This is a genomic window from Thiomonas arsenitoxydans, from assembly GCF_000253115.1.
GTDB classification, from domain to species: Bacteria; Pseudomonadota; Gammaproteobacteria; order Burkholderiales; family Burkholderiaceae_C; genus Thiomonas; species Thiomonas arsenitoxydans.
The window spans coordinates 3,003,406-3,026,527 of record NC_014145.1; the positions used below are offsets into that span (position 1 = coordinate 3,003,406).

At 63.4% G+C, this 23,122-nt stretch carries 28 protein-coding genes; 8 read left to right on the forward strand and 20 right to left on the reverse strand.

Going from position 1 to position 23,122, the window contains the following annotated elements; all coding sequences use genetic code 11:
- Positions 1-101 precede the first annotated feature (101 nt).
- From THI_RS14140 to THI_RS14195, 12 genes are all read right to left on the reverse strand, one after another.
- On the reverse strand, positions 102-587 hold the full coding sequence (locus THI_RS14140; protein ID WP_013106934.1) for a hypothetical protein: 486 nt from the start codon (positions 585-587) through the stop codon (positions 102-104).
- Between the two features lie 204 nt (positions 588-791).
- Positions 792-1,817 (reverse strand): IS30 family transposase, encoded by a 1,026-nt coding sequence (locus THI_RS14145; RefSeq protein WP_013106935.1) that lies wholly within the window; start codon positions 1,815-1,817, stop codon positions 792-794.
- Between the two features lie 101 nt (positions 1,818-1,918).
- Positions 1,919-3,400: a group II intron reverse transcriptase/maturase gene (gene ltrA / locus THI_RS14150; protein WP_013106936.1), complete on the reverse strand. Its 1,482-nt coding sequence runs from the start codon at positions 3,398-3,400 to the stop codon at positions 1,919-1,921.
- A 425-nt stretch (positions 3,401-3,825) separates the two neighbouring features.
- Positions 3,826-5,493, reverse strand: coding sequence for a mercury(II) reductase (gene merA / locus THI_RS14155; RefSeq protein WP_013106937.1), 1,668 nt, complete (start codon positions 5,491-5,493; stop codon positions 3,826-3,828).
- Between the two features lie 40 nt (positions 5,494-5,533).
- Complete coding sequence (merC, locus tag THI_RS14160; protein WP_013106938.1) at positions 5,534-5,956, reverse strand: organomercurial transporter MerC; 423 nt, start codon at positions 5,954-5,956, stop codon at positions 5,534-5,536.
- 103 nt (positions 5,957-6,059) lie between these two features.
- Positions 6,060-6,338 carry a mercury resistance system periplasmic binding protein MerP gene (gene merP / locus THI_RS14165; RefSeq protein WP_013106939.1) on the reverse strand — a complete coding sequence of 93 codons (279 nt, stop codon included), beginning with the start codon at positions 6,336-6,338 and terminating at the stop codon, positions 6,060-6,062.
- 11 nt (positions 6,339-6,349) lie between these two features.
- Positions 6,350-6,706 (reverse strand): mercuric ion transporter MerT, encoded by a 357-nt coding sequence (gene merT / locus THI_RS14170; RefSeq protein WP_013106940.1) that lies wholly within the window; start codon positions 6,704-6,706, stop codon positions 6,350-6,352.
- Between the two features lie 141 nt (positions 6,707-6,847).
- Positions 6,848-7,267 carry a mercury resistance transcriptional regulator MerR gene (gene merR / locus THI_RS14175; protein ID WP_013106941.1) on the reverse strand — a complete coding sequence of 140 codons (420 nt, stop codon included), beginning with the start codon at positions 7,265-7,267 and terminating at the stop codon, positions 6,848-6,850.
- Positions 7,268-7,474: 207 nt separating this feature from the next.
- Positions 7,475-8,170, reverse strand: a complete 696-nt coding sequence (locus tag THI_RS14180; protein ID WP_013106942.1) for a cytochrome c biogenesis CcdA family protein — start codon at positions 8,168-8,170, stop codon at positions 7,475-7,477.
- A gap of 3 nt (positions 8,171-8,173) precedes the next feature.
- On the reverse strand, positions 8,174-8,434 hold the full coding sequence (locus THI_RS14185; RefSeq protein WP_013106943.1) for a thioredoxin family protein: 261 nt from the start codon (positions 8,432-8,434) through the stop codon (positions 8,174-8,176).
- Complete coding sequence (locus THI_RS14190) at positions 8,434-8,859, reverse strand: heavy metal-responsive transcriptional regulator (RefSeq protein WP_013106944.1); 426 nt, start codon at positions 8,857-8,859, stop codon at positions 8,434-8,436. Before THI_RS14190 ends, THI_RS14185 begins: the two co-directional genes overlap by 1 nt.
- A gap of 73 nt (positions 8,860-8,932) precedes the next feature.
- The gene (locus THI_RS14195) at positions 8,933-9,199 is read right to left on the reverse strand and encodes a thioredoxin family protein (RefSeq protein WP_013106945.1); all 267 of its coding nucleotides are present in this window, start codon (positions 9,197-9,199) and stop codon (positions 8,933-8,935) included.
- Between the two features lie 466 nt (positions 9,200-9,665).
- Here THI_RS14195 and THI_RS18170 point away from each other — a divergent pair, with 466 nt between their 5' ends.
- The 6 genes from THI_RS18170 (at position 9,666) to THI_RS14220 (ending at position 13,423) form a co-directional block, all read left to right on the forward strand.
- Positions 9,666-10,088, forward strand: coding sequence for a hypothetical protein (locus tag THI_RS18170; RefSeq protein ID WP_013106947.1), 423 nt, complete (start codon positions 9,666-9,668; stop codon positions 10,086-10,088).
- Positions 10,089-10,270: 182 nt separating this feature from the next.
- On the forward strand, positions 10,271-10,771 hold the full coding sequence (locus THI_RS14200; protein WP_013106948.1) for a TlpA family protein disulfide reductase: 501 nt from the start codon (positions 10,271-10,273) through the stop codon (positions 10,769-10,771).
- 14 nt (positions 10,772-10,785) lie between these two features.
- The gene (locus THI_RS14205; protein ID WP_013106949.1) at positions 10,786-11,958 is read left to right on the forward strand and encodes a protein-disulfide reductase DsbD family protein; all 1,173 of its coding nucleotides are present in this window, start codon (positions 10,786-10,788) and stop codon (positions 11,956-11,958) included.
- A 10-nt stretch (positions 11,959-11,968) separates the two neighbouring features.
- The gene (locus tag THI_RS14210; protein WP_013106950.1) at positions 11,969-12,463 is read left to right on the forward strand and encodes a protein-disulfide reductase DsbD N-terminal domain-containing protein; all 495 of its coding nucleotides are present in this window, start codon (positions 11,969-11,971) and stop codon (positions 12,461-12,463) included.
- Positions 12,464-12,533: 70 nt separating this feature from the next.
- A complete protein-coding gene (locus THI_RS14215; RefSeq protein ID WP_013106951.1) occupies positions 12,534-13,109 on the forward strand; it encodes a hypothetical protein in 576 nt (191 codons plus the stop codon).
- 86 nt (positions 13,110-13,195) lie between these two features.
- Positions 13,196-13,423, forward strand: coding sequence for a peroxiredoxin family protein (locus tag THI_RS14220; RefSeq protein ID WP_079668511.1), 228 nt, complete (start codon positions 13,196-13,198; stop codon positions 13,421-13,423).
- 22 nt (positions 13,424-13,445) lie between these two features.
- Here the strand turns inward: THI_RS14220 and THI_RS18935 are convergent, their stop codons facing one another.
- The 4 genes from THI_RS18935 to THI_RS14235 all read right to left on the reverse strand — a co-directional run bounded on the left by THI_RS18935 (position 13,446) and on the right by THI_RS14235 (position 17,260).
- Positions 13,446-13,598, reverse strand: a complete 153-nt coding sequence (locus THI_RS18935; RefSeq protein ID WP_156054965.1) for a hypothetical protein — start codon at positions 13,596-13,598, stop codon at positions 13,446-13,448.
- A gap of 95 nt (positions 13,599-13,693) precedes the next feature.
- Positions 13,694-14,347: a cupredoxin domain-containing protein gene (locus THI_RS14225; protein ID WP_013106953.1), complete on the reverse strand. Its 654-nt coding sequence runs from the start codon at positions 14,345-14,347 to the stop codon at positions 13,694-13,696.
- A gap of 57 nt (positions 14,348-14,404) precedes the next feature.
- Entirely contained in the window at positions 14,405-15,511 is a 1,107-nt protein-coding gene (locus THI_RS14230) for a copper resistance protein B (protein ID WP_013106954.1), read from the reverse strand.
- A gap of 27 nt (positions 15,512-15,538) precedes the next feature.
- Entirely contained in the window at positions 15,539-17,260 is a 1,722-nt protein-coding gene (locus THI_RS14235; protein ID WP_013106955.1) for a copper resistance system multicopper oxidase, read from the reverse strand.
- Positions 17,261-17,437: 177 nt separating this feature from the next.
- On the opposite strand from THI_RS14235, the gene THI_RS14240 reads away from it, so the two are divergent.
- Both THI_RS14240 and THI_RS14245 read left to right on the forward strand, forming a co-directional pair.
- Complete coding sequence (locus THI_RS14240) at positions 17,438-18,121, forward strand: heavy metal response regulator transcription factor (RefSeq protein ID WP_041609312.1); 684 nt, start codon at positions 17,438-17,440, stop codon at positions 18,119-18,121.
- On the forward strand, positions 18,111-19,511 hold the full coding sequence (locus tag THI_RS14245; protein ID WP_013106957.1) for a heavy metal sensor histidine kinase: 1,401 nt from the start codon (positions 18,111-18,113) through the stop codon (positions 19,509-19,511). Before THI_RS14240 ends, THI_RS14245 begins: the two co-directional genes overlap by 11 nt.
- 55 nt (positions 19,512-19,566) lie before the next feature.
- On the opposite strand, the gene THI_RS14250 is transcribed toward THI_RS14245, so the two are convergent.
- The 4 genes from THI_RS14250 to THI_RS14265 all read right to left on the reverse strand — a co-directional run bounded on the left by THI_RS14250 (position 19,567) and on the right by THI_RS14265 (position 23,106).
- On the reverse strand, positions 19,567-20,133 hold the full coding sequence (locus THI_RS14250) for a hypothetical protein (RefSeq protein WP_013106958.1): 567 nt from the start codon (positions 20,131-20,133) through the stop codon (positions 19,567-19,569).
- An 8-nt stretch (positions 20,134-20,141) separates the two neighbouring features.
- Positions 20,142-20,393, reverse strand: a complete 252-nt coding sequence (locus tag THI_RS14255) for an SHOCT domain-containing protein (RefSeq protein WP_013106959.1) — start codon at positions 20,391-20,393, stop codon at positions 20,142-20,144.
- Positions 20,394-20,459: 66 nt separating this feature from the next.
- Positions 20,460-20,855, reverse strand: coding sequence for a DUF302 domain-containing protein (locus THI_RS14260; protein WP_013106960.1), 396 nt, complete (start codon positions 20,853-20,855; stop codon positions 20,460-20,462).
- A gap of 55 nt (positions 20,856-20,910) precedes the next feature.
- On the reverse strand, positions 20,911-23,106 hold the full coding sequence (locus THI_RS14265; RefSeq protein WP_050985964.1) for a copper-transporting P-type ATPase: 2,196 nt from the start codon (positions 23,104-23,106) through the stop codon (positions 20,911-20,913).
- Positions 23,107-23,122: the final 16 nt, after the last annotated feature.

Sequence of the window (23,122 nt, forward strand, 5' to 3'; positions counted from 1 at the left end):
CGGCTTCAACACAACAACAAGGAGGTCCCCGAACCAGCACAGCCCCTACACTTATCCACAGCCGACCCTCTCAAAATCGGCTTCCACCCCTGGCTCAATATTCAGTCGGCACGGTGGCTCAAATTTGAATCGGCGCCGACACGCAACACATCATCGCGGGTTGCGTACGCCGCCAATGCCTTGCCGGAGAGCACGAACACCAGGCGGTGGTCAGGCGACACCACCGCCACGCGCCCACCCGGGATGCTCTTGAACTGCCCGACCGGTTTGTCTGTACGAAGGTCGATCACATCGGTGGTCCCGGCAAGACTCGGGATGAAGACTTGGTGGTCCTGCGCATTCACACCGACAAAAAAGCTATTCCCCTTGGGTGTTCCAGCCTGGCCAAAATTCAGCACATGCGCAGCATTGCCGGGCCAGCGCACCACCGCCATTTTGCCCGGGCCTCCCCCCATGGGTGGGGCCTGGAAGGCTCCGACCAAGAACGCGGATGCGCCCGCCGGGGAGGCATATGCAGGAGCGGCTGGTGCCGCCACAGCCATCAGCGCGAGCAGGGCAAGGCTGGACAGACGCAAGCGGGGTTTCATCGGGCAAAGTTCCTTGGGGTTGGGAGGACGGGGGGAACGACGGCTGCATGGACTCAAGTTACCTCGAGCAAGCGCAAATCAATCGACGCGGGGGAATATCGGTGGCATCCTCCCCAGTGGATGGGTTGGAACAGGCTAAAGTTCCTGACACCGCGATAGGCATGAAAAAGGGCGGTTTCAATAGTGAAGTGCAACACCCGTTGGTTATTGAATTGAGGAGGGAGCTTCGTGGGTATTGGCCAGCATTTGCGCGAAGACCTCCAACGGGGAATGGAATGCATGGGTGGCCCTTGGTCTGCCGTTGAGGCTGTCGGCAATGGCGTCCAGGTCAGCCTGGGAGTACACCGACAGGTCGGTGCCCTTGGGCAGATACTGGCGCAGCAATCCGTTGGTGTTCTCGCAGGTGCCGCGCTGCCAGGGGCTGTGGGGGTCACAGAAGTACACGCGCACGCCGGTGTTGGCGGTGAGCTCGGCATGGCGGGTCATCTCTCGACCCTGGTCGTACGTCATGCTCTGGCGCAGTGGCGCAGCAATCGACCGCAGCTTGGCCGTAAAGCCAGCCAGGGCCGAGGCGGCCGTGGCATCGGGCATCTGGACGAGCAACAGCAGACGGCTGGAACGCTCGACCAGCACGCCCACGGCGGATTTGTTGCCAGCCCCCTTGATGAGGTCGCCCTCCCAGTGTCCCGGCATCAAGCGGTCTTCAATCTCGGGCGGGCGCACATGGATGCTGACCATCTCGGGAATCTGGCCGCGGCGGTCGGTGCCACGCGAACGCGGCACACGCTTGCTGTGGCCCTGGCGCAGGCAGGCCATCAACTGCCGTCGCAACTCCCCGCGGGCATGGGCATAGATGGCGGTGTAGATGGTCTCATGCGAGACCTGCAGCTCGGGGCGCTCGGGATACACCCGCAGCAGTGTGCCAGCAATCTGCTGGGGCGAATACTTCCAGTCCAGCAAGGCAGTGACCACGCCCCAGAGGATGCCGTCCCGGTGCAGCTTGGGAGACGGGCGTGCGGCATCCCGGCGCGTCGCACAGCGCTGCTGCGCCGTTGCGGCCGCATAGGGCCTCGTGTCCTCGCCATTGCGGCCAAGCTCCCGACTGATGGTCGAGGGCGCACGCCCCAGTGTTCGGGCCATGGCCCGAACACTGCACCCCTGCTGCATCAAACTGGCCATCGTCATGCGCTCTTCCGGTTGAAGCTGTCGGTACGTCGTCGTCCTTTGCATCGCAACACCTTACAGGCTTGGGGTGTTGATCGCGGTAGAGATGCCCGTTACCGGCCACCCCCCGCACAGATCCGTACGGGCCCGATTCGGGCATACGGCTCCTACCTCGGGTGCTTGACGGCAAAGCGCTGTTGAGGCCATGGATGAAGGATTCTTGGGATTGGGAGCCAGTCTTCTGCGATTCGCGTCATGCGCTCCCACGTCAAGTTTTGCCTTTGACTGCGGCGCCGCAGCGTTCGCAGCCAGAGATTCAAGACGTGGTGTCGAAACGCCCCGAGTGCCCGGAAATTCGTGGGCACTGCGTGGTAGGCGAAATAGCCGTTGAGCACCGACGCGAGCCACCGCCCCTGGGAAGGGATCGGTGCATGCATGCGCTCACGCAACGTCGCCTTGATCTCCCTGAGCCTCGCTCGCATCCGATCGCCCCGGGTCTTTCGGTGGAGCAAGAATGCGCCACGTCGGGACCGACCGCAGATGAAGACGAAACCCAGGAACATGAACGTCTCAGGTTTGCCCAGACCGCGCCGCGAGCGGCGCTCAGCCGCGTAGCGGCCAAACTCCAGCAGGCGCGTCTTCTCCCCGTGCGGTTCGAGCCCAAACTGCTCGAACCGCGTTCGCATCGCGTCCCAGAAGCGCCGTGCATCGGCTTCGTGCTGAAAGCCGACAACGATGTCGTCGGCATAGCGCACGACAATCATGTTGCCCGTTGCCTCCCGCCCTCGCCACTGCTTGGCCCACAGGTCGAAGACATCGTGCAGGTACACGTTCGCAAGCAGCGGTGAGATCACGGCCCCCTGCGGCGTGCCTTCGGCACTGACGCTCCACTCCCCGTCGTCCAGGACGCCCGCCTTGAGCCACTTGCGCACAAGGCGGATGACGCGCTCGTCGCCGATCCGGTGGCCGAGGAAACGGAGCAGCCATTCCTGGCTGACCGAATCGAAGAAGCTCCGAATATCCGCGTCGAGAATCCAGTTCACCGGGGTGCCGCTGATCGCCACCGACAGTGCATCAAGCGCATCGTGCTGACCCCGCCCAGGCCGAAACCCGTACGAGAACCCAAGGAAGTCTTCCTCGTAGATGGCATTGAGCACCGCAACGAGCGCACGCTGGACGATCTTGTCTTCCAGCGCGGCGATACCCAGCGGTCGCTGCTTGTCGGTGCCAGACTTGGGTATGAACCGTCGCCTGACGGGCAGCGCCCGATACCCTCCGCTATGAACCCGTGCATGCAGGTCGAGGAGGTTGACCTCCAGACCCGCCTCGTAGTCCTGCCATGTCAGACCATCAACCCCGGGAGCGGCACGGCGCTTGAGCGCCAGGAACGATTCCCTCAGCAGGTCAACACTGACGTGGTGCAGCAGCGCGGTGAACTTCTCCTTCTTCCGCTGCCTTGCAGCTTTCCGTACACAGTCCAGCTCCTGTGACACGCTATCGCGGCTCTGTGTCCGTCGCGTGTGCGGCTGTTCCGTGTTCCCCTTGGTCCCGGTCCTTCGCTCCACCCACTCCGCAACCGGCGGACCGGCCTTGTTCGCGGGCTTCACAGCTACTACGACCGAGTCTGACTTCTCGGGTCCGTTCATCATTGGCTTCGGCTCCTCGCCTTCCCAATGCGGGCCAGCCCGTACAGCGGCTGGTCAGACCCGAGATCTCCCGGTTCCCGTGCCAGGAGCGTGCGTACATGCCAGGTTCTACGACCACGCCGGGTCCAGCGGGCGCTTGCGTTGACGCACCCGTCGATGTTGCCTTCCACAGAAGTGACGGTGTCGGCACCCGGAATAGAAATCCTATCGCGGCTCAATGGCTGGCCTGTACGTCCCCCTGCCGACGCTTCGCCGACATCCTCACGGATGCCTGCGCACGGCTCGGGGTCGATGCGGTTCGCTATTCCTTCATCGCAGTGGACTTGCACCACCTACTCCTTGCCGGTCTCCCGGCGCACCACTTCAGATTTGAGGCCGCCATGTATCCGCGTGCTACCGCCGCTTGGGGTGATGGCGCCGTGATCACGTCACCCCGCGCAACACGACAGTTGCGTCACATCCTTGGTAAAGGTCTGGGCGGCCAGCTTCAGCCCCTCCACCATGGTCAGGTAGGGAAACAGCTGATCGGCCAGTTCCTGCACCGTCATGCGGTTGCGGATCGCCAGTGCCGCCGTCTGGATGAGTTCGCCGGCCTCGGCGGCCACCGCCTGCACGCCGAGCAGTCGTCCGGAGCCGGCTTCGGCGACCAGCTTGACGAAGCCGCGCGTGTCGAAGTTGGCCAGGGCTCTGGGCACGTTCTCCAGGCTCAGCGTGCGGCTGTCGGTCTCGATGTTTTGGCGCTGCGCCTCGGCCTCGGTCAGGCCCACCGTGGCCACCTGCGGGTCGGTGAACACCACGGCCGGCATGGCCGAGAGGTCGAGTGTCGCATCGCCTCCGGTCATGTTGATGGCCGCACGCGTGCCCCCGGCTGCGGCCACATAGACGAACTGCGGTTGATCGGTACAGTCCCCGGCGGCGTAGATGTGCGGCACGCTGGTACGCAGATGGTCATCCACCACAATCGCGCCGCGCGTATCAAGCTTGACGCCGGCGGCTGGCAGATTCAGCTCCGCCGTGTTGGGTGCGCGGCCCGTCGCCACCAGCAGGCGCTCGGCCCGAATCTCGCCATGGTTCGTGGTCAGCGCGAAGCTGCCGCCGGCATGAGCCACCGCGCTGGCCTGGGTGTGGGTCAGGACGGTGATGCCCTCCTCGCGGAACGCGGCGGCAACGGCTTCGCCGATGGCCGGATCTTCCTGCGAGAACAGCGTGTGGCGCGCCAGGACGGTGACCTGGCTGCCCAGGCGGGCGAAGGCCTGGGCCAGTTCCAGCGCCACGACAGAAGAACCGATGACCGCCAGGCGCGGCGGAATCGTGTCGCTTTCCAGCGCCTCGGTCGAAGTCCAGTATGGCGTGTCCCTCAAGCCCGCAATGGGTGGGATGGACGGGCTGGCGCCGGTGGCGATCAGGCAGCGGTCGAATCCGAGCCTGCGCTCGCTGCCGTCGTGCAGCGTCACGACCAGCGTCCGGGCGTCTTTGAAGCTGGCCTTGCCGCGCAGGGTGGTGATGGCCGGCTGGCCTTCGAGAATGCTTTCATACTTGGCGTGGCGCAGCTCGTCCACACGCGCTTGCTGCTGCACGAGCAGTTTGTCGCGCAGGATGGTGGGCGTACAAGGCTGGATGCCGGCGTCGAACGGGCTGCGGCGGCGCAGATGGGCGATGTGCGCAGCGCGGATCATGATCTTGGACGGCACGCAGCCGACGTTGACGCAGGTGCCGCCGATGACGCCACGCTCGATCAGCGTGACCTGCGCGCCGCTGCCGGCCGCCTTGATGGCCGCCGCCATGGCCGCCCCGCCGCTGCCGATGACGGCGATGCGCAGGTCGCTGCCATCGCCGCGCCGTGCAGGGCCGGTGGTGTCGCCGGGCTGGCCGTTCGGCACCTCGGGCGACTGGGTCGCTTGTTTCGCCGAGTAACCGGCCTTGGACACGGCCGCCGCCATGACATCCAACGACACCCCAGCATCGGCAACAACCTGGGCTGAGCCGTGCGGGTACGAGACCTGCGCGGATCTCACCCCGGGCAATTGTTCCAAGACGTCCTTGACATGCATGGCACAGGTGTCGCAGGTCATGCCGCTGATGCTCAGGGTTTGCATGGGTTTGTCCTTGGGGTGAATGGTTTCGGTTCGGGGAAGATCAACGTCCGGCTTGGTCCGCCAAGGCGCCGCCATCAGCGCTGCAGCGGCGGTGGGCGGGCGAGACGAGATCCCAGATCGCCACGGCCAGCATGACCGCCAGCCCCAGATACACGATGCCTCGGATGAGGCTGTAGCGTCCAATCAGCACCAGCACCGGGCCGATCATGCCGAGGGCCGTGCGATGCCATTGGCGGTGCGCGAACCAACCCAGGCCGTTGGCCAGGATGACGAGCACGGCGGACAGCGGCAACACGACGTGGAACAGAACACCTTCCCACTGGCTGAGAAAGCCCAGGCCAATGGCCGCGCCGAGACTGGCGATGGCTGGATAGCACACGGCGCAACCCATGGCCGAAGCCACCGCGCCGAGGGAGCCGGCTTTGTCGCCGAGACGTGTCAGAAAACTCAAGGGGTTGGCCATGACGGCATCTCCAATGCACAACGTTGTTTCGAGGGGGTGAAGGACGGTACGTGCCGCCTCGGCGGCATGGCCGGAGCGACAGTCAAACTGTCGCGTCATCGACTTACTGGGAGACCACCGAGGGGTAGCCGGCGTCGGTGGTGGCCTTGATCAGGGCTTTGACGTTGGTCTTGGCATCGTCGAAGGTGACTTGGGCTATTTTTTTCCCAAAATTGATGTCCACCTTTTCGACGCCAGGTACGGTGTGCAAAGCGTTGTTGACGGTGATCGGACACACCGGGCAGGTCATGCCGGGCACGGCGAGGGTGACGGTCTGCACACCAGCCCAGGCAGGGGCAGTGCAAGCGGAAATGAGTGCGATGGCAGTCAGGAGCTTGTTCATGAGGGTTCCTTTCAATAGAACAGGGGAGCGACGAGGGGGAAAGCCAGGGCGACGACGACGAGCGCCGCCACGACCCAGAACAGCAACTTGTAGGTGGCGTTGACCTGGGGAATGGCGCAGACCTCGCCGGGCTTGCATGCCGCAGGCGCCCGGAACAGGCGGCGGTAGGCGAAGAACAAGGCGACCAGAGCGGCGCCGATGAAGATCGGCCTGTAGGGCTCGAGCAGGGTCAGATTGCTGATCCACGCGCCGCTGATGCCCAGCGACAGAAGAATCAGAGGCCCCAGGCAACAGGTCGAGGCCAGGATGGCCGCGAGCCCGCTGGCGAACAGGGCGCCACGCCCATGGGGTCGGGTCGGTTGAGGCATGCACGAACTCCGTTCGGTTGACGATGGTGGCACTGTAGGGCCGTACCAAAGTCCGGAGTCAAGCGGCGCTGCGCCATGGTTGACAAGGTCTTGTGGCCTTGCCCCGCCCCGACGCATCAAGGACGCGTGAGATCGCCGTGCTCAAGTGTCGCGAACACGGGCATGCAGTGCTTCGATCAAGGGGCAAGACGTGGATCCGAGGCTGGAGCCGCAGTCGCGCACCATCCTGGCCAGAGCCGCTTCGATGCGGTGCAGACCGGCTATCTTGACGCGAACATCCATGAGCTTGCGTTCGCCCAGTTCGCGCGCTTGGTCGCAGTGCATGCCGTCGTCGAGTTGCAGCAAGCCGGCGATCTCGTCGAGGCTGAAGCCCAGGCGCTGGGCGGATTTGATGAATTGCAGGCGGGCGACGTCATCGGGTCCGTAGCGGCGGAAGCTGCCCTGCGGTCGCTCGGGCTCGCACAGCAAGCCCTTGCGCTGGTAGAACCGGATGGTTTCGACATTGACCCCTGCCGCCCGGGCGACGGTGCCGATGGTGAAGTCATCCGAATCATGGTCCATGGTTTATCCCTCAAGGCGCAGTGCGCAAGTTTGACGCAAACTGCGATCTGGTGTCGCGAAACCGCAGTCATGCGGAACGAGCGCAGTGACCGTTTCGGGTCGGGACGCTGCCCGTTGGATGATCGGATCTCGGTGGTCGCTGAGCACCCATCGGCCGACACAAGCTTGCCGCGAATGCATACCTGCCGTTGTACCGCATCGTTGCTTTCAGATGGCCAAAGCCGGCATCCAGGCGTAGTAACCGTTGAGCAGATAGACCCCGAACAGAATCAGCGTGATGCCGCCAGCAGCCTCAAACAGGCGTCGGTAGGCATCCAAGCGCCGGAGGTTCTGGAGCCATCCCAACGACCACGCACCCACGGCCACGGGAATCGCCCGGCCGAAGGCGAAGGCCAGCAGCAGACCCACCCCCAGCCATGGTGATCCCGATGCGGCAGCGACGCCGATCAGCACAGCCAGCGCAGGGGTACAAAAGGGACACACCGCAACCGAGAATGGGATGCCCAGGGCAAACGCGCCCCATAGCCCCTTGGGGCGGCGCGCACGCAAGGCCAAGGCCGGCAGGGGCAGGCGGATCCAGCCCGGCCATAGCAGGCCCATCAGAATCAGCAGCGGCCCGAGGAACAATCCCCATTGGCGCCCCAGCAGATGCTCGACCCAGGCGCCGCCCAAGCCGGCGATCAAACCCAAGAGCCCGTGGGTGAGCAGCATGCCCAGGATGAACATGGCGCCGAAGGACCAAGCCTGGCGGGCCTGCCTGGCCTTGGTGACATAGGCCATCGAGACAGGAATGGCGGCCAGCGCCACGGGATTGATGCTGAAGGCCAGCCCGGCCACGAAGCTGACGCCCAGAGCAGCCGGGCCAGCATGTTCCAGGGTGGTGCGAAACAGGGATGGGTCCATCGGTCAGCGCTCGTCCCGCGCAAGCGGTTCCAGGGCCGCACAGAGCTGCTGCGGCGTCGGCAGTTTGGGGAAGAGCAAATCCCCGTTGACGGCCAGCGCCGGCAAGCTCAGGACGCCGAGTTCCACGGCACGGTCGAGTGCATCCAGCACATTGCATTCGCGCCACTGAACTTGCGGGAAGCGCTGCAGGGCGGCCGCCTTGAGTTGGGTGCGGGCTCCATCACACTGGGTGCAGCCGGGGGAGTAGAACAGTTCGACGTGCATCAAAGTGAGCCCCTGGACGCAGTCAGTTCAGCGCCTTCGAGCGCGGCCAGAATCGGGCAGGCATCCAAGGGATAGCGTTCCTGGTTGCAATCGGCAATCAGGCGGTCCAGGGCATCGGACATGGCCTTGAGAGCCTTGATGCGGCTTTCGAGCTGCAGCTTTTTCTCGATGGCCCGCTTGCGCATATCGCCGCAACAGGCGGCATCCGTGGCACGCAGCTCGAGTAACGCGTGGATCTCCGCCAGCGTAAAGCCGCAATGCTGGGCCTGCTTGATGAACCGGATGCGACGTGCAGCGTCGGTGTCGTACAGTCTGTAGCCCCCTTCGGACTTGGAGGTGGGGGCGATCAGGCCCTCGCGCTCGTAGAAGCGCAGGGCATCGGGCGTGGTTTGCGCCAGTTCCGCGAGTTTGCCGATGGTCAGCATGGGTTGTCTCTGCAGTTCAGGATGGAGGCATGCCCGACCCCAGCATCATCGCGGGGCCAGGCGATGCAAAACCCTAGCGCGCCTGACCGAGACCCGCCACGCGCAACACGGCTTCGTCGACACCGCGCCCGGCGCAGCAGCCGGCGAGCTGGCCGTCGATGGCGACCGCGGGAACCGAACGCACGCCCAGCGTCTTGGCACGCGCCGCAGCCTTGATGTCGTGCATGTCATGCACGACGATGTCGCAAGACGTGCAGGCAACGCGCTTGACCAAAGCCACCACATCTTCGCACACGGCGCAACCGGCGCTGAAGACCTCCACCTGACGTTGTGTTGCCATGTCAGAACTCCTTCGTTTGAAACACACCCATCTGTCTTGGCATGATCCCCGGGTGAACAAAGACCTGCCGTATCGCGATGGATGCACTCTAGACCTTGGAGTGAGGTCCAGTGTCAAGGAATTTTTTGGCATGCTGTTCATCTTCGGGATGACTGCCTTCATTTTCATCACCGATGTGACGGAAACTTTTCGGCCGACGTCATCCCATTGCGGCAATTTGGTCAAGGCATGCCACCCTAAAGAGTTTTCACAGAAATTCATCCCTGAATCAAATAGGATCGGTATGCGCTATGGTGCGTCGCACGCATGGTCGCGGCCGCCTGTGGGACGAGGGCAGCACCGTAGTAGCAGTATGCACACTGAGAACCAATTTTTTCTGGAACTTCGGCAGGTGTGCAGGACCCTATAGCGATTTGCATGATGACGCTCGCTTATATCCGCTTGCTTTTCTCAATAGCCTGATTGCATGAACGCCTTGCGTGTCGTCCTGCTCACCGTCCTGCTGGCTTTGCTGCCGCTGCAAGGCTGGGCCGCTATGGGCGATGCCACGACGTTCACGACCATGCTGGGTCACTGCCCAGACGAGCAAGGCCAAGCATTGATGACGGCGTCGCGCACTGGCATGTCGGCCGCAGACCTGCAACAAGCAAAGCCGCAGCATTACCTCGACGCCTTAGAACGCAGTTGGTCGATGACGCCGGATGTCCGCCTGAGTCACCCAGTAGCTGGGCATGCCCTTTGCCCTGTCCCCTGCGGTATCGCGTTGGCGATGGCCTCCACGTCACTCGCTTGGCACATTGTGCAGAGTTCAGCCCCCATGCCGGAATTTCATACACGCCTCGTCGCCAGTGCGGCGCCGGACGCCCCTTATCACCCGCCCAGGGTCTGATCACCCCTCAAAGCCGGTATTCGCCCGGCGCTGCAATAGCAGGTCAATCTGCGAGGTCGCTTTCTGTCCCCGGCTCATCCCAACGACCAGCCTCCGGACCCGGTCCGAGAGCATCGTTCCGCGATGAAACTGGGCGAACCGATCGCCACAGTCTTCTTGAAAACATCGATCGAGGTGAAATCATGCGTGTGCGTTTCACAATTGCCGCCATCGTGGCGTTCGTCATGGCCGTCATGGCCTATTTTGTCCTGGCCAGGAAGTCGACTGTCCCGCAGGCGACGTTTGTGCTGCTGTCTGGAAGAACGCTTTCAACCTCTTCCCTGCGAGGCCAGGTCTATCTGGTGAATTTCTGGGCCACGAGCTGCGCCACCTGCATCAAGGAAATGCCCCAAATGGTCAAGACGTACGAGCGATTCAAGGGAAGGAATTTCGAGTTCATCGCGGTGGATATGAGCTATGACCCGCTGCCCTATGTCACCGATTACACCTTGACCCGGCATTTGCCGTTCGAGGTTGCAAAAGACGTGGACGGCCGTCTGGCTCGCGAGTTTTACGACGTGCGCCTGACTCCGACCACGTTTCTGGTCGATAAGCAAGGGAACATCGTCAAGCGGATTCTCGGCGAACCCGACTTTCCCGAGCTTGATCGACTGATCCAGCATGAACTGGCTAAAAACGCTTGAAAGGACCAAGCCCCATGGACATCTCGCTCATCCTCGAAGTCCTCCTCGCGCTCGGCGCGGGCGTGTTGCTCAACCTGACGCCATGCGTGCTGCCCATCATTCCAATCAAGGTTCGAGTCATCCTGCGAGCTGCCGGCGAAAAACCAGCGGCCCGTGCTTTGTCCGCTGGCCTTTTCGCTGCAGGGTCCCTGTTATTTTTCGCACCACTGGGGCTGGCGACAGCTCTCTTGCATCTTCAGTGGGGCGTGCTGTTCCAGTCGCAGACCGTGCTGACTGGCTTGGTCATCATCCTGCTGGTGCTGGCCGTGATGAATTTCACGGGACGCGGATTGCCGATTCCGAGCGCCATCGCAAAAATGGGCGGCGGGCGTTTTGCCGAGCCGCTGATCTCCGGCTTGGTCAGTGCCCTTTTGTCGACGCCCTGCACCGGCCCCTTGCTGGGTGGGATTCTTGTGTTTGCCCTCACCCGGCCAACCGTCGACATCGTGATGATATTCATCGCGATTGGTCTTGGCATGGCTCTGCCCTACGCCATTCTGCTTCTGAAGCCCGGACGTCTCGATCGGCTGCCACGTGGAGGGGCTTGGACTGATGTCGTGCGTCAAAGCTTCGGTTGGCTGCTTGCCGGCGCCGCGATCTTTTTCGCGCAAAGCCTGTTTCCCGCCAGCGTCGACAAGACACTATGGTTCGCATTTCTTGCCGGGGTCATGCTGTGGGTCCTCGCAACGAGCCTTCGCGCCGCAGATCACGCCTCACGCTGGGCCGCGCCACTTTCGAGCTTGCCCGCACTGGCTTTGGTTTATCTGAGTGCAGGACTCTGGCCGACATCCGCGCAAGGCATCCCCTGGCAGCCGCTTGAGGCAACACAGATCGCCGAGATTGCCAATCTGCATCGCCCTGCGCTGGTCGAGTTCACCGCGCAGTGGTGCCTGAACTGCAGGTTTCTGGAGCAAACCGTCTATGGCGACGCGCGCGTTGTGCAAGCCCTGCGCACCCGCGGTGTCGTTCCCTTGCAGGTCGACCTGACCCGCCCGAACCCAGAACTGCAAAGTCTCCTTGCCGCCTACGGCGGGGCTGGCCTGCCGTTCGTGGCGATCTTGAATCCACATGGGCGAGAGATCGGCCATCTTTCCGGACTGTTCTCGGCCGACGCGCTCGTCCGAGGTTTGAATGCCATCCACCCATAAAGGAATTTCGATGAAGCCAAAACTCCGGCGCATGGCCGTCGTCTCGCTCATTGCCCTGACCGTCTTGATCGGCGCTGCATTGCTGTTCCATGCCGCGCATCCCGACCCTGGCTTGACCCCGGCTGCCGCCGGCGATCTGGTCGATTCCTCCGCCAAGGTTCGTGCCAGTGCCGCGATCAATGGCCACAATGCGGTGGTGACGCTGCACATCGACCGAGGCTGGCATGTCTACGCCAATCCGCCGTCGGCGCCCTACTTGATTCCTGTCACGGTGGTCGCGCAACGCAGTGGCCGTACGTTAGCGATCCAACCTCTCTATCCACCCGGTCAAGACATCGGCCTACATATCAACGGCAAGACCATACGGGTCTACGAGAACGGTACACGCATCGCTCTGCCAGGTCTGTCAAGGCTGCGCGATGTCCGCCTACAGGTGCAAATCCAGGCTTGCGCCGACAAAGGGCTATGCCTTCCACCGGCGACGATCGTTGCGACGACCCAATGATCTCATCGCTTCAGCGCTTTTCCGCCCGTAGAACGGGCCCCGTTGCGCGTTTTTCTCACGGAGTTGAACGATGGATGGTCGTGTTTTTCCCTTGCTCGTCGCACTCGCCTGTGCCGGTCTTTCGTCAGGCGTCCGGGCCGCGAATGCCACCCCGGCAGCGGCGGCAAGTGCGGCGCAACCGTCGTGGACGAACGCCAGGCACGCCTTCACCCTGCAGTTGATGCAGCTCGGCCCCGACAATGTGCGCGCCTTCTACGAGAACATGGGCTATCCGCCCAAGGCGATCGCCTCCATCGCCCAGGTGTGCGTGTTCGGAACCTCGATCCGGAACAACGCCAAGGCACCCATCACGTATGACGTGGCGGACTGGATCGCCGTGACCCCGGATGGCCGGCGGCACCCGCTGATCACCAAGACCCAGTGGCTGCGCCGCTGGCAGCCCTGGGGCGTGAGTTCGGACTGGTCGATCCTGCCGGCGCGGCAAACCCTGCAGCCCGGGGATTGGGCCCAGGGGTTCACCACCGTCGACTTGCCGCGCGGCACGCGGTTCAAACTGGTTTATTTCTGGAGAGAGCATGGAACGCAACGCCAAGCCACATTGGCCGGACCGCAATGCGCAGCAGAAGCCCGACATGACCAACACTGAACGTCGCCGGATGCTGTCCTGGCTCGGCGGCGCCGGGCTGCTGGCCATCGGCAGCGCCGCGCGCGCCGCCGACCCGGTGCAGGACCATGCGCTCGCGGTGCAATGTGTTCGCGTATATGGCGCAGCTCAACCCCTCGCCCACCTTCCCGGTGTTGCTGGACCAGCATAGCCAGGTGGCGCATGCGTTCGGCGTGATGGACATTCCGACGACCTATCTGATCGACAAGCAGGGCCTGATCGTCCGGCAGGCCGTCGGCGGCCGGGATTACGACAGCCCCGCGATTCGGCAAACCATCGAGGCCCTGATGCGCTGAACGCGCGTCGGATCCGGGGCGCTCAGGCCACGGTGAACTGGCCCATCATGCCGCTCGCGATGATCGAGCCCATCATGCCTTGCAGGCTGATGTGCCGGACGGAGGCATCCGGCCGCAGCGTCGGGATGGAGGCGATTTTCGCGGGCAATCGGCTCCGCTTTGCGGCGGGGGTCACGGCACGGTGCGGTAGAGGTCGACACTTGAGCAAGATTTTTGAGAACGCCAAGCCGCTGTTGCAGAGTGCTACCCCTGCCACTTCGTGTGGAACGCTTACTCCACCAGAATCTTGCCTACCATGCCAGCTTCCATATGCCCGGGCATCGTGCAGGCGAAGTCGACGGTCCCGGGCTTGCCGAAGCGCCAGATCAACTCACCCTTGCCTCCAGGCGGTACGGCGACCATATTGGGCTCGGCTCCATCGGGCATATCAGGCATGGCCGCCATCATCTTTTCGTGCTCCTTGAGCTCGGCCATACTCCCGATCGTCATCTCGTGCTTGATCTGACCACGGTTGATCAAAACAAACCGAATCGTTTGTCCTGGCTGCACATGGATAACGTCCGGCGTAAAACGCATCGAGTCGTCCATCGTGATTTCCACGTTTTGGGTGGCGACCGTTGCTTTACCAGGATTGCCGGTGGAAGATGCGTCGGCGTCCGCGTCGGCATGAACCGATGCGTGGGGGGCAGAGGCCGCATTTGTGGCAACCACTGACATGTCCATGCCTTGCATGTTCATACCTTGCATATTCATGCCCTTCATGGCACCAGGCATTGCGGCAGCCTCGGAGGACACGCTTGCGCCACTCTTCGGCATGGCCTCGTCTGACCGATTCTCGACTCCAGACGCGTTCGTGGCGGCAAGTGCAATTACAGGCCATGCGCCAAGCAGAAGCATGGACAGCCGGATTTTCTTCATCTTCATATGGATCCTTTCATCAGCCTTAAAAGTACAGCAGCGAATCCGTTGAAAACCAACGGGTCAGAACCAGAACCGCAAACCAGCGACGATGGCCGTCTGGCGTGTCCTTTCGCCGGCGATGCGAGCGAAGTCCGCGCTGCGGCCAAATTTCCCGCTCCATTCCACGCCGACATAGGGCGCAAACTGGCGCGTGAATTCGTAGCGAAGACGCAATCCGGCGGTTGCGTCCGAGACCCCACTTCCGATTTGGCGTGCGGGGTCATCCTTGCCGTACAGGTTGGCTTCGATGCGCGGTTGCAGCACGACGCGCTGTGTGATCAACAAGTCGTAACTCGTCGCCAGACGCAGCGCGCTACGTCCCTCGTTGCCCAAATAGCCTGTGGCCTCGACATCGAACCAATAGGGCGCCAGGCCCTGCACCCCGAACGCCAGCCAGTTGCGGTCGGGCCCGGAGCCGTTGTCGTGACGCACGCCGACCTGCGTGTCCCAGAACGCGGCAACCGCGTGATCCCAGAGAAGCTCGGTTCGGGCGTCCTGCAGGCGTCCTTGTGAGACGTCGCCCTCGGCCTTGATCATCAGGCGGTTGAAATCACGGCCGAACCAGGCCTGCACGTCATAGGCTGTCCAGTTGCCGTCGCGCGTATAGGCGCGCTCTAGGCGATCGACCAGCACCGAGCCGAAATTCTCCTGGTCCGCAAGGCGCGGCGGCTTGACTCCAGGCGGGATAAAAGGCCCGGTCGTCAGCGTGTAGCCACCGGAGTACGCATCGGCGCTGCGCGGTTGGTTGGGAGCCGCCCCTTTCATGTTCCCGTCAGCCGTCGCCTGCGTGGCCGCGCCCGTCCCTTGCATCTGCATCCCCGGCATGTCCATGCCTTTCATGTCATTCGGCGCTGCGGCGGGCTTTGAAGAGGGCGTGGGAGTTGCCTTTGACGAAGACGGGGTGGTTGCATCCATTCCCTGCATGTTCATGCCGCCCATGTCGCCAGACATTGGAGGTTCCTTCGTCGGCGAAGTGGGACGATCGGCCGGGGTGGAAGCCGAAGCAGCAGGAGCTCCCATCCCTGGCATGCTCATCCCTGGCATGTCCATGCTTTGCGCCCAGACCGGCGCGATCGCCAGTCCGGCGATCGCCAATGCCAGAGCTTTGTTGACGTGTTGCAGTCTCATTGATTTCATCTCCTATTGCCGCGGTGGTCACGACACCAGAATCTCGCGGAACATCCCCGCATCCATGTGCATCATCAGATGGCAGTGCCAGGCCCAACGCCCCAGCGCGTCGGCGCTGACGCGATAGCTGACCTGCTGCGCCGGCTGGACCGGGATGGTGTGGCGGCGCACCTGGAATTGGCCATCCGGACTCTCCAGTTCGCTCCACATGCCGTGCATGTGCATCGGGTGGGTCATCATCGTGTCGTTCACCAACACCATGCGCAGGCGCTCGCCATAGCGGAAATGCACCGGTGTCGACTCCCCGAACGGCACGCCGTCGAACGACCAGGTGTAGCGCTCCATGTTGCCCGTCAGATGCATCTCGATCGTGCGACCTGGCGCACGCGGATCGATCGGGCCGCCGATCGTGTGCAGATCAGCAAGAGTCAGCACGCGTCTGCCGTTGTTGCGCAGGCCCACACCGGGATCGTCCAGATTGGTCCGTGGGTGATCGACGCGGGCGTCGACGCCGGGACCGTACTCGGTCTGTGCGTGTCGCACGGCGGGGCCCGTGTCCATGCTCATCCCCCCCATGTCCATTCCTGGCATCGAGCTCATGTCGTTGCCCATCATGTCGGCCATGGTCAGTTGCTGGCGGGGGTCCAGCGGCGGAACGGGCGCGGCGAGACCCGGGCGTGCAGCCAGCGTGCCGCGCGCATAACCAGTGCGGTCCATCGATTGTGCGAAGATGATGTAGGCCGAGTTTTGCGGGCGCACCAGCACGTCGTAGGTTTCCCCGGGACCGAAGCGGAACTCGTCCACGCTGACCGGTTCCACATCCTGCCCATCGGCCGCCACCACGGTGAGCTTCAGGCCAGGGACGCGCACGTCGTAAAACGTGTTGCCCGCGCCGTTGATGAAGCGCAGCCTGGCGGGCTTGCCCGGCACGATGGGCGCCGACCAGTTGCCCGCCGGGGTGACGCCGTTCATCAGGTAGGTGAGCGTCGCGCCCGAAAGATCCGAGAGGTCGTTCGGACTCATGCGCATCTGCTCCCACATCGCGCGCTTGTCGAGTGCCGCACGCAGTCCCTCGCGGGAGACATCGCGAAAGAAGTCCACCGCCGTCGGCTCATGGTAGTTGTCAAAACCGCTGTCGTCCTTGAGCTTGGCCAGGACGCGCATCGGGTCTTCGTCCATCCAGTCGGACAACAGCACCACATGATCGGTCTCGGCGTGTATGGTCTTGCCATGCGCGGGCTCGATGATGATGGCGCCGTACATGCCGGTTTGCTCCTGCATGCCCGAGTGCGAGTGGTACCAGTAGGTGCCGGCCTGCTGAACCTTGAAGTGATAAACGAAGGTCTCGCCGGGCGCGATGCCCTTGAAGCTCATTCCAGGCACGCCATCCATCTGAAAGGGCACGAGCATGCCGTGCCAGTGGATCGACGTCGAGCGGCTCATACGGTTGGTCACACGAATCGTCACCGTGTCGCCTTCCTTCCAACGCAGCGTCGGCCCTGGAATCGATCCGTTGATCGTCGTCGCGACCCGAGGTTTTCCGGTGAAATTGACCGGTGTCTCGGCCACCACCAGATCGAATTCGCGACCCCGCAGATCTGGGGCCGTCCCGGTTGCGGTGGGCGCCGTTTGCGCGCGCGCCGCCCACGGGGCCAGCCCCAGCATGACGCCGCCAGCAGCGAACCCTTGCACGAAGCGCCGCCGTTGAACATGGACACCTTCTGGTCGGATGAGGAGGTTGCGTTGCATGGTTTCGGCTGCTCCTGTTCAATGGAAAAATTTGAATGTGAAGTGTAGACAGGGTGTGCTTTCACGCAGATGACCACGGCATTACATTGATGTCATCGTCCTGTCATGGTCGCGGCAGATTCGGCGGACTACATTGAGAGCATGCCTCGGTCTTGGGGCGCCGGCGAGGTAACGCAGATGAAACTTCTGATCGTCGAAGACGAAGTCAAAACCGGGGAATATCTACAGCAGGGTCTCAGAGAATCGGGGTTCGTCGTGGATTGGGCGCGCAACGGCCTCGATGGCCATCATCACGCGATGATCGCGCCGTATGACCTGATCGTGCTCGATGTCATGCTTCCCGACATCGACGGATGGCGCATCCTCCGATCCCTTCGCGAGTCGGGCAACAATACGCCGGTGCTGTTCCTCACCGCGCGTGACGCGGTGGAGGATCGCGTCAAGGGCCTTGAACTCGGGGCCGATGACTATCTGGTCAAACCATTTGTCTTCACCGAGTTGCTTGCACGGGTACGCACCCTGTTGCGACGCGGGCGCGCCCCAACGCAAATCGATCAACTTGAGGTCGCCGATCTGGTGCTCGATTTACCGCGGCGCCGCGCTACGCGGGCCGGCACCCGAATCAACCTCAGCAGCAAGGAGTTCGCCTTGCTTGAATTGCTGATCCGTCGTCAGGGCGAAGTGCTGCCTCGGTCCCTGATCGCATCCCAGGTTTGGGACATGAACTTCGACAGTGACACGAATGTGATTGATGTTGCCATTCGTCGGCTGCGAGCGAAGGTCGACGATGGTTTCGAGCCCAAGTTGATCCAGACCGTGCGCGGTATGGGTTATACCCTGGACGTCCCCGATGGGCGTTGAGAAGCGAACACGCCGCCCCATGTCGCTGGCGGTTCGCGTCACAAGTCTGGTCGGCTTGGTGACAACGGCGATATTCGTACTCTCTGCATGGGGCATCGAATATTCGATCGAGCGGCATTTTTCCCGGATGGATCTGGCCGAACTGCAATCAGCTTGGGCATCGGTGGATGCAGCGCTTCGTCGAGATGGGGCTTCTTCGTCTGGGGCAGCACAGTCCCACGAGCTCGCCGACGCGATCGCGGGAGGCCACGATGTGTACTTTGTCGTCCGTGATGCTGATGGCCGGCGGCTGTACGGAACGACTGCACCAGATCTCGATGCCTTGGGCGAAAAGGTGCCAGCCACCACGCATTTGGCTTTAGATACGCTCCATATCTGGCGAACCGATCACCACGTCTACCGAGGAGCGGTCTTGCGCAGTGGCGACAAAACGGTCGTCGTCGCCACTGCGATCGACTTCCACCTCCAGTATTTGCGGGAATTGCAGAATGCTCTTTGGGCGGGGACGTTGATGGCAAGCCTCATCAGCGTTCTTGTTGCAGCCTTAGCCGTACGCCAAGGGCACGCGCCGCTGCGCCGCATCAGCGCGCGCATGCGAGAAATGACAACTGAGCGCTTGCACACACGCCTCGATCCAAAGCACGTTCCAGTCGAACTCGTGGATCTGGCGGCCGCCTTCAACGCCATGTTGACCAGGATCGAGCAAGGCTTCGCGCGTTTGCGTAACGTCTCGGCCGACATCGCTCACGAGCTGCGCACCCCTGTGACCAATCTCACGACGCAGACCCAGGTCGCGCTGTCAAAGGCCCGGGACGTGGATGCCTACCGGGAAATCCTGTATTCGAACCTTGAAGAATTCGAGCGTATGGGCGCGATGATCAGCGACATGCTGTTCCTGGCGCAAGCCGAGCAGGGGCCGATGCGACGCGACGCCGGGGGAATTGACCTGCATGCGGAAATACGCAGCCTGTTCGACTACTTCGAAGCCTGGGCGGAGGACCGTGGGGTCTCGCTCGAACTGAACGGGCAAGTCGGTCGAGTCGAGGGTGATCGAGAGATGTTGCGCCGCGCACTCAGCAACCTGATCGCCAATGCCGTCCGCTACACGCAACGCGACCAATCCGTCGACGTACGCCTGTCGCGGAATCAGCGATGGGTCACGATCGAGGTCTGTAATCCCGGGATTGGCATTCCATCAGAACATTTGCCGCATCTGTTCGATCGCTTTTACCGCGTGGATCCCTCGCGCCAGCGACGCGGCGAGGGTGCAGGCCTCGGACTTGCCATCGTCAAGTCGATCATCGAGGCCCACGCTGGGAAAGTCTCGGTCACCTCTACATCCGGAATGACGTGTTTCAGCGTCGACCTGCCGGCCGGGCACATTCTGTGAAACCCGTCAGCTCCGAAAGTATCCAGGTCGCGGTCAGTGCGTCGCGGCTTTCAGTCTACGGCGCAGTGCCAGAGGCCGTTGTCGATGGGGGTTTCGAAGGATACGCGAGAACCGTCTGAATCTGTTGCTCTGCCTGCAGGCGGATCTGAACAAGCTGGCGTAACGTATCCGCGACGCTTGTCGCTGCCTGAGATTGAGCCTTCGGGTCGGGCTTGGCTGCTGAATTCAAGGCCAGCAAATTTGCTCTTGCGGCGTAGAGCTGCGCCTGCAACGCACCTTCCTGACGCAGAGCGCTTGCCTGGATCTGTCCAATGCGGACCTGCTGCGCAAGCGTCAGATTTGCCTGCCAGGCCCGTCCAGCCCATGGTGCAGCTCCATCCATCATGCCGTACCCGCCATACGGTCTGTCGCGAGGGGCTGGACGCTCCCAATACCGGAGGGCACCACCCATCATGCCCATGCCGTAGGGCCAAGGCCCATTTTCATGCCACGGCGCCTGTGCGACGCCGACTTCCCATCGCTGCCCCCAGAAGGGAAACGGACCGAATTCTGGAACCAGCGCCAAGTAGTAGGCGAACAGCACGATGCCAAGCGCGAGCACCCACTTTGAAATCTTGCTCATGATGCACCTCAACTTTCCAGCTCGCGCCGCATCCGCTCATAGGTTTCGCGGTCAATATCCCCGCGGGCATAACGTTCCTTGAGGATGTCCATGTGCTTTTTGTCTACCGGGCGTGACTCTGAACTGTTTGCGTGGCCCGTAAACAGCCATCGGATCAAGCCCACCACGAGCGCGAGGATCACGACCCACCACAGCACCATGAACACCCACCCCAGGCCGAATCCACCCCAACCACCCATCATTCCATAGCCATATCCCACGATGACGCTCCTTCAATCCGAATGCGAGAGCCCCCACAACGAGCCAAAAACTTGGCGGCGCTGTACTTACGACTGCAGGGACTGGGCGACACGCAGCAGTTTGGTGCGCACTTCCCCTCCGAGCCGGTCGATTTCAGACTGCCCGACCATGCCGAGCACGGCGGCCGGATCCATGAATACCACGCTGACCTTTCCGTCTGGTTCCTCTCGCACGACGACATTGCACGGCAGTAGCGCGCCAATGTCGGGCTCCACTTTCAATGCCTGGTGGGCATAGTGGGGATTGCAGGCGCCCAGGATGCGATAGGGGCGCTCATCGATCCCAAGCTTGGCCTTGAGCGTCGCCGCCACATCGATTGTGGTCAGCACACCGAAGCCCTCCTCTTTCAATGCATCGGTCGCGGCCTGCACCGTGGTCTCGAAGTCTTTGTTGCTCGTGACGGTAAACACATAAGAACTCATGACGATTCTCCAATGAACGATGAAAGAGAGGCCTGTCTGGCCTGGGCCCAGTTTTTCAAATGCGCGCGCGCCTCAGGCGCAGGGCGTTTGCCACGACCGAAACCGAGCTGAACGACATCGCCGCCGCCGCGATCACCGGTGACAACAGAATGCCAAAAAACGGGTACAGAATGCCCGCAGCGACGGGCACGCCCAGGCTGTTGTAGACGAAGGCGAAAAACAGGTTCTGCCGGATGTTGCGCAGGGTGGCACGGCTCAGGCGCCGGGCGCGCACGATGCCGCGCAGGTCGCCCTTGACCAGGGTGACGCCGGCGCTCTCCATCGCCACGTCGGTGCCGGTGCCCATGGCGATGCCCACCTGCGCCTGCGCCAGCGCCGGGGCGTCGTTGATGCCGTCGCCGGCCATGGCGACGAAGCGGCCCTCGGCCTGCAGGCGCTTGACCGTCTGCGCCTTCTGGTCCGGGAGCACCCCGGCGATGACCTCGTCGATGTCGAGGTCGCGTGCCACGGCCTTGGCCGTGGTTTCGCTGTCGCCGGTGAGCATGACGATGCGCAGGCCCTCGGCGTGCAGTTGCCGGATCGCCTCGGGCGTGGTCGCCTTGACCGGATCGGCCACCGCCACCAGCCCGGCGGCCTGGCCGTCCACCGCCAGGAACATCGCGGTGCGCCCCTGCGCGCGCTGCGCCTCGGCCGGCGCGGCCAGCGCTGCGGTGCCCACGCCGTTGGCCGACAGCAGCGCCGCGTTGCCCAGCAGCACATGCGCGCCCGCGATCGTCCCGGTCACGCCCTTGCCGGGCGCGGCCTGGAAGTCCGTGGCCGGCTCCAGGGCGAGTCCCTTGTTCTGCGCACCCTGCACGATGGCCGCCGCCAGCGGGTGCTCGCTGCCGCGCTCCAGGCTGGCCGCGAGGCGCAGCACCTCGTCGGCCGCGAAGCCTTGCGTCGGCATCACCTCCTGCAGCCGCGGCCGGCCCTCGGTGAGCGTGCCGGTCTTGTCGACCACCAGGGTGTCGACGCGGCGCAAGGTTTCGATCGCCTCGGCGTTCTTGAACAGCACCCCGGCGGCGGCTCCCTTGCCGGTGGCCACCATGATCGACATCGGCGTGGCCAGGCCGAGCGCGCAGGGACAGGCGATGATCAGCACCGCCACCGCATTGATCACGGCGTACCCCATGGCCGGCGCCGGCCCGAACACCGCCCAGACGGCGAACGTGAGCGCGGCGGTCACGACCACGGCGGGGACGAAGTACGCCGAGGCCAGGTCGGCCAGCTTCTGGATCGGGGCGCGGCTGCGCGAGGCCTCCGAGACCATGTGCACGATCTGCGCCAGCAGGGTGTCGGCGCCCACGCGCTGCGCCTGGATGACCAGCGCGCCACTGCTGTTGACGGTGGCCCCGACCACCTTGTCGCCCGCACCTTTTTCCACCGGCATGGGCTCGCCGGTGATCATCGACTCGTCCACCGAGGACGCGCCTTCGAGGACGACGCCGTCGACCGGAACCTTCTCGCCCGGGCGCACGCGCAGCCGGTCGCCCACCTGCACCTGCTCCAGCGGCACGTCGGCCTCGGTCCCGTCGGGCGCGATGCGTCGCGCCAGTTTGGGCGCCATGCCCAGCAGCGCGCGGATGGCCGCGTTGGTGCTGCTGCGCGCGCGCAACTCGAGCACCTGCCCGAGTAGCACCAGGGTGACGATCACCGAGGCCGCCTCGAAGTACACGTCCACGTGGCCGCTGGCGGGGTCGCGGAAGGCCGGCGGAAAGATCTGCGGGACGACCTGGGCAATGACGCTGTAGGCGTAGGCCACGCCCACGCCCAGCCCGATCAGGGTGAACATGTTGAGGTTCCACGTCGCCACCGAACGCCAGCCCTTGACGAAGAACGGCCAGCCGCCCCACAGCACCACGGGCGAGGCGAGAGCGAACTCGATCCAGGGATAGGCCGCGGCGCCGGGCAGCGCGGCGGCGTGGATCCCCGGCAGGTAGTCGATCATCGCCAGCGCCAGCACCGGCAGGGTGAGCGCCAGGCCGACCCAGAAGCGCCGGGTCATCGATGCCAGCTCGGGGTTGTCCTCGTCCTGCGCCTGCACCGTGAGCGGCTCGAGCGTCATGCCGCAGATCGGGCACGAACCCGGCGCGTCGCACACGATCTGCGGGTGCATCGGGCAGGTGTAGCGCGTGCCGCCGGACGCCGGGCGAGCGCTCAACGCGGGTCCGGGGTGTGCCTCGTGCGGGTGCAGATGGGTCGTATCGTTCATGGTGTTCGCTCTCCAT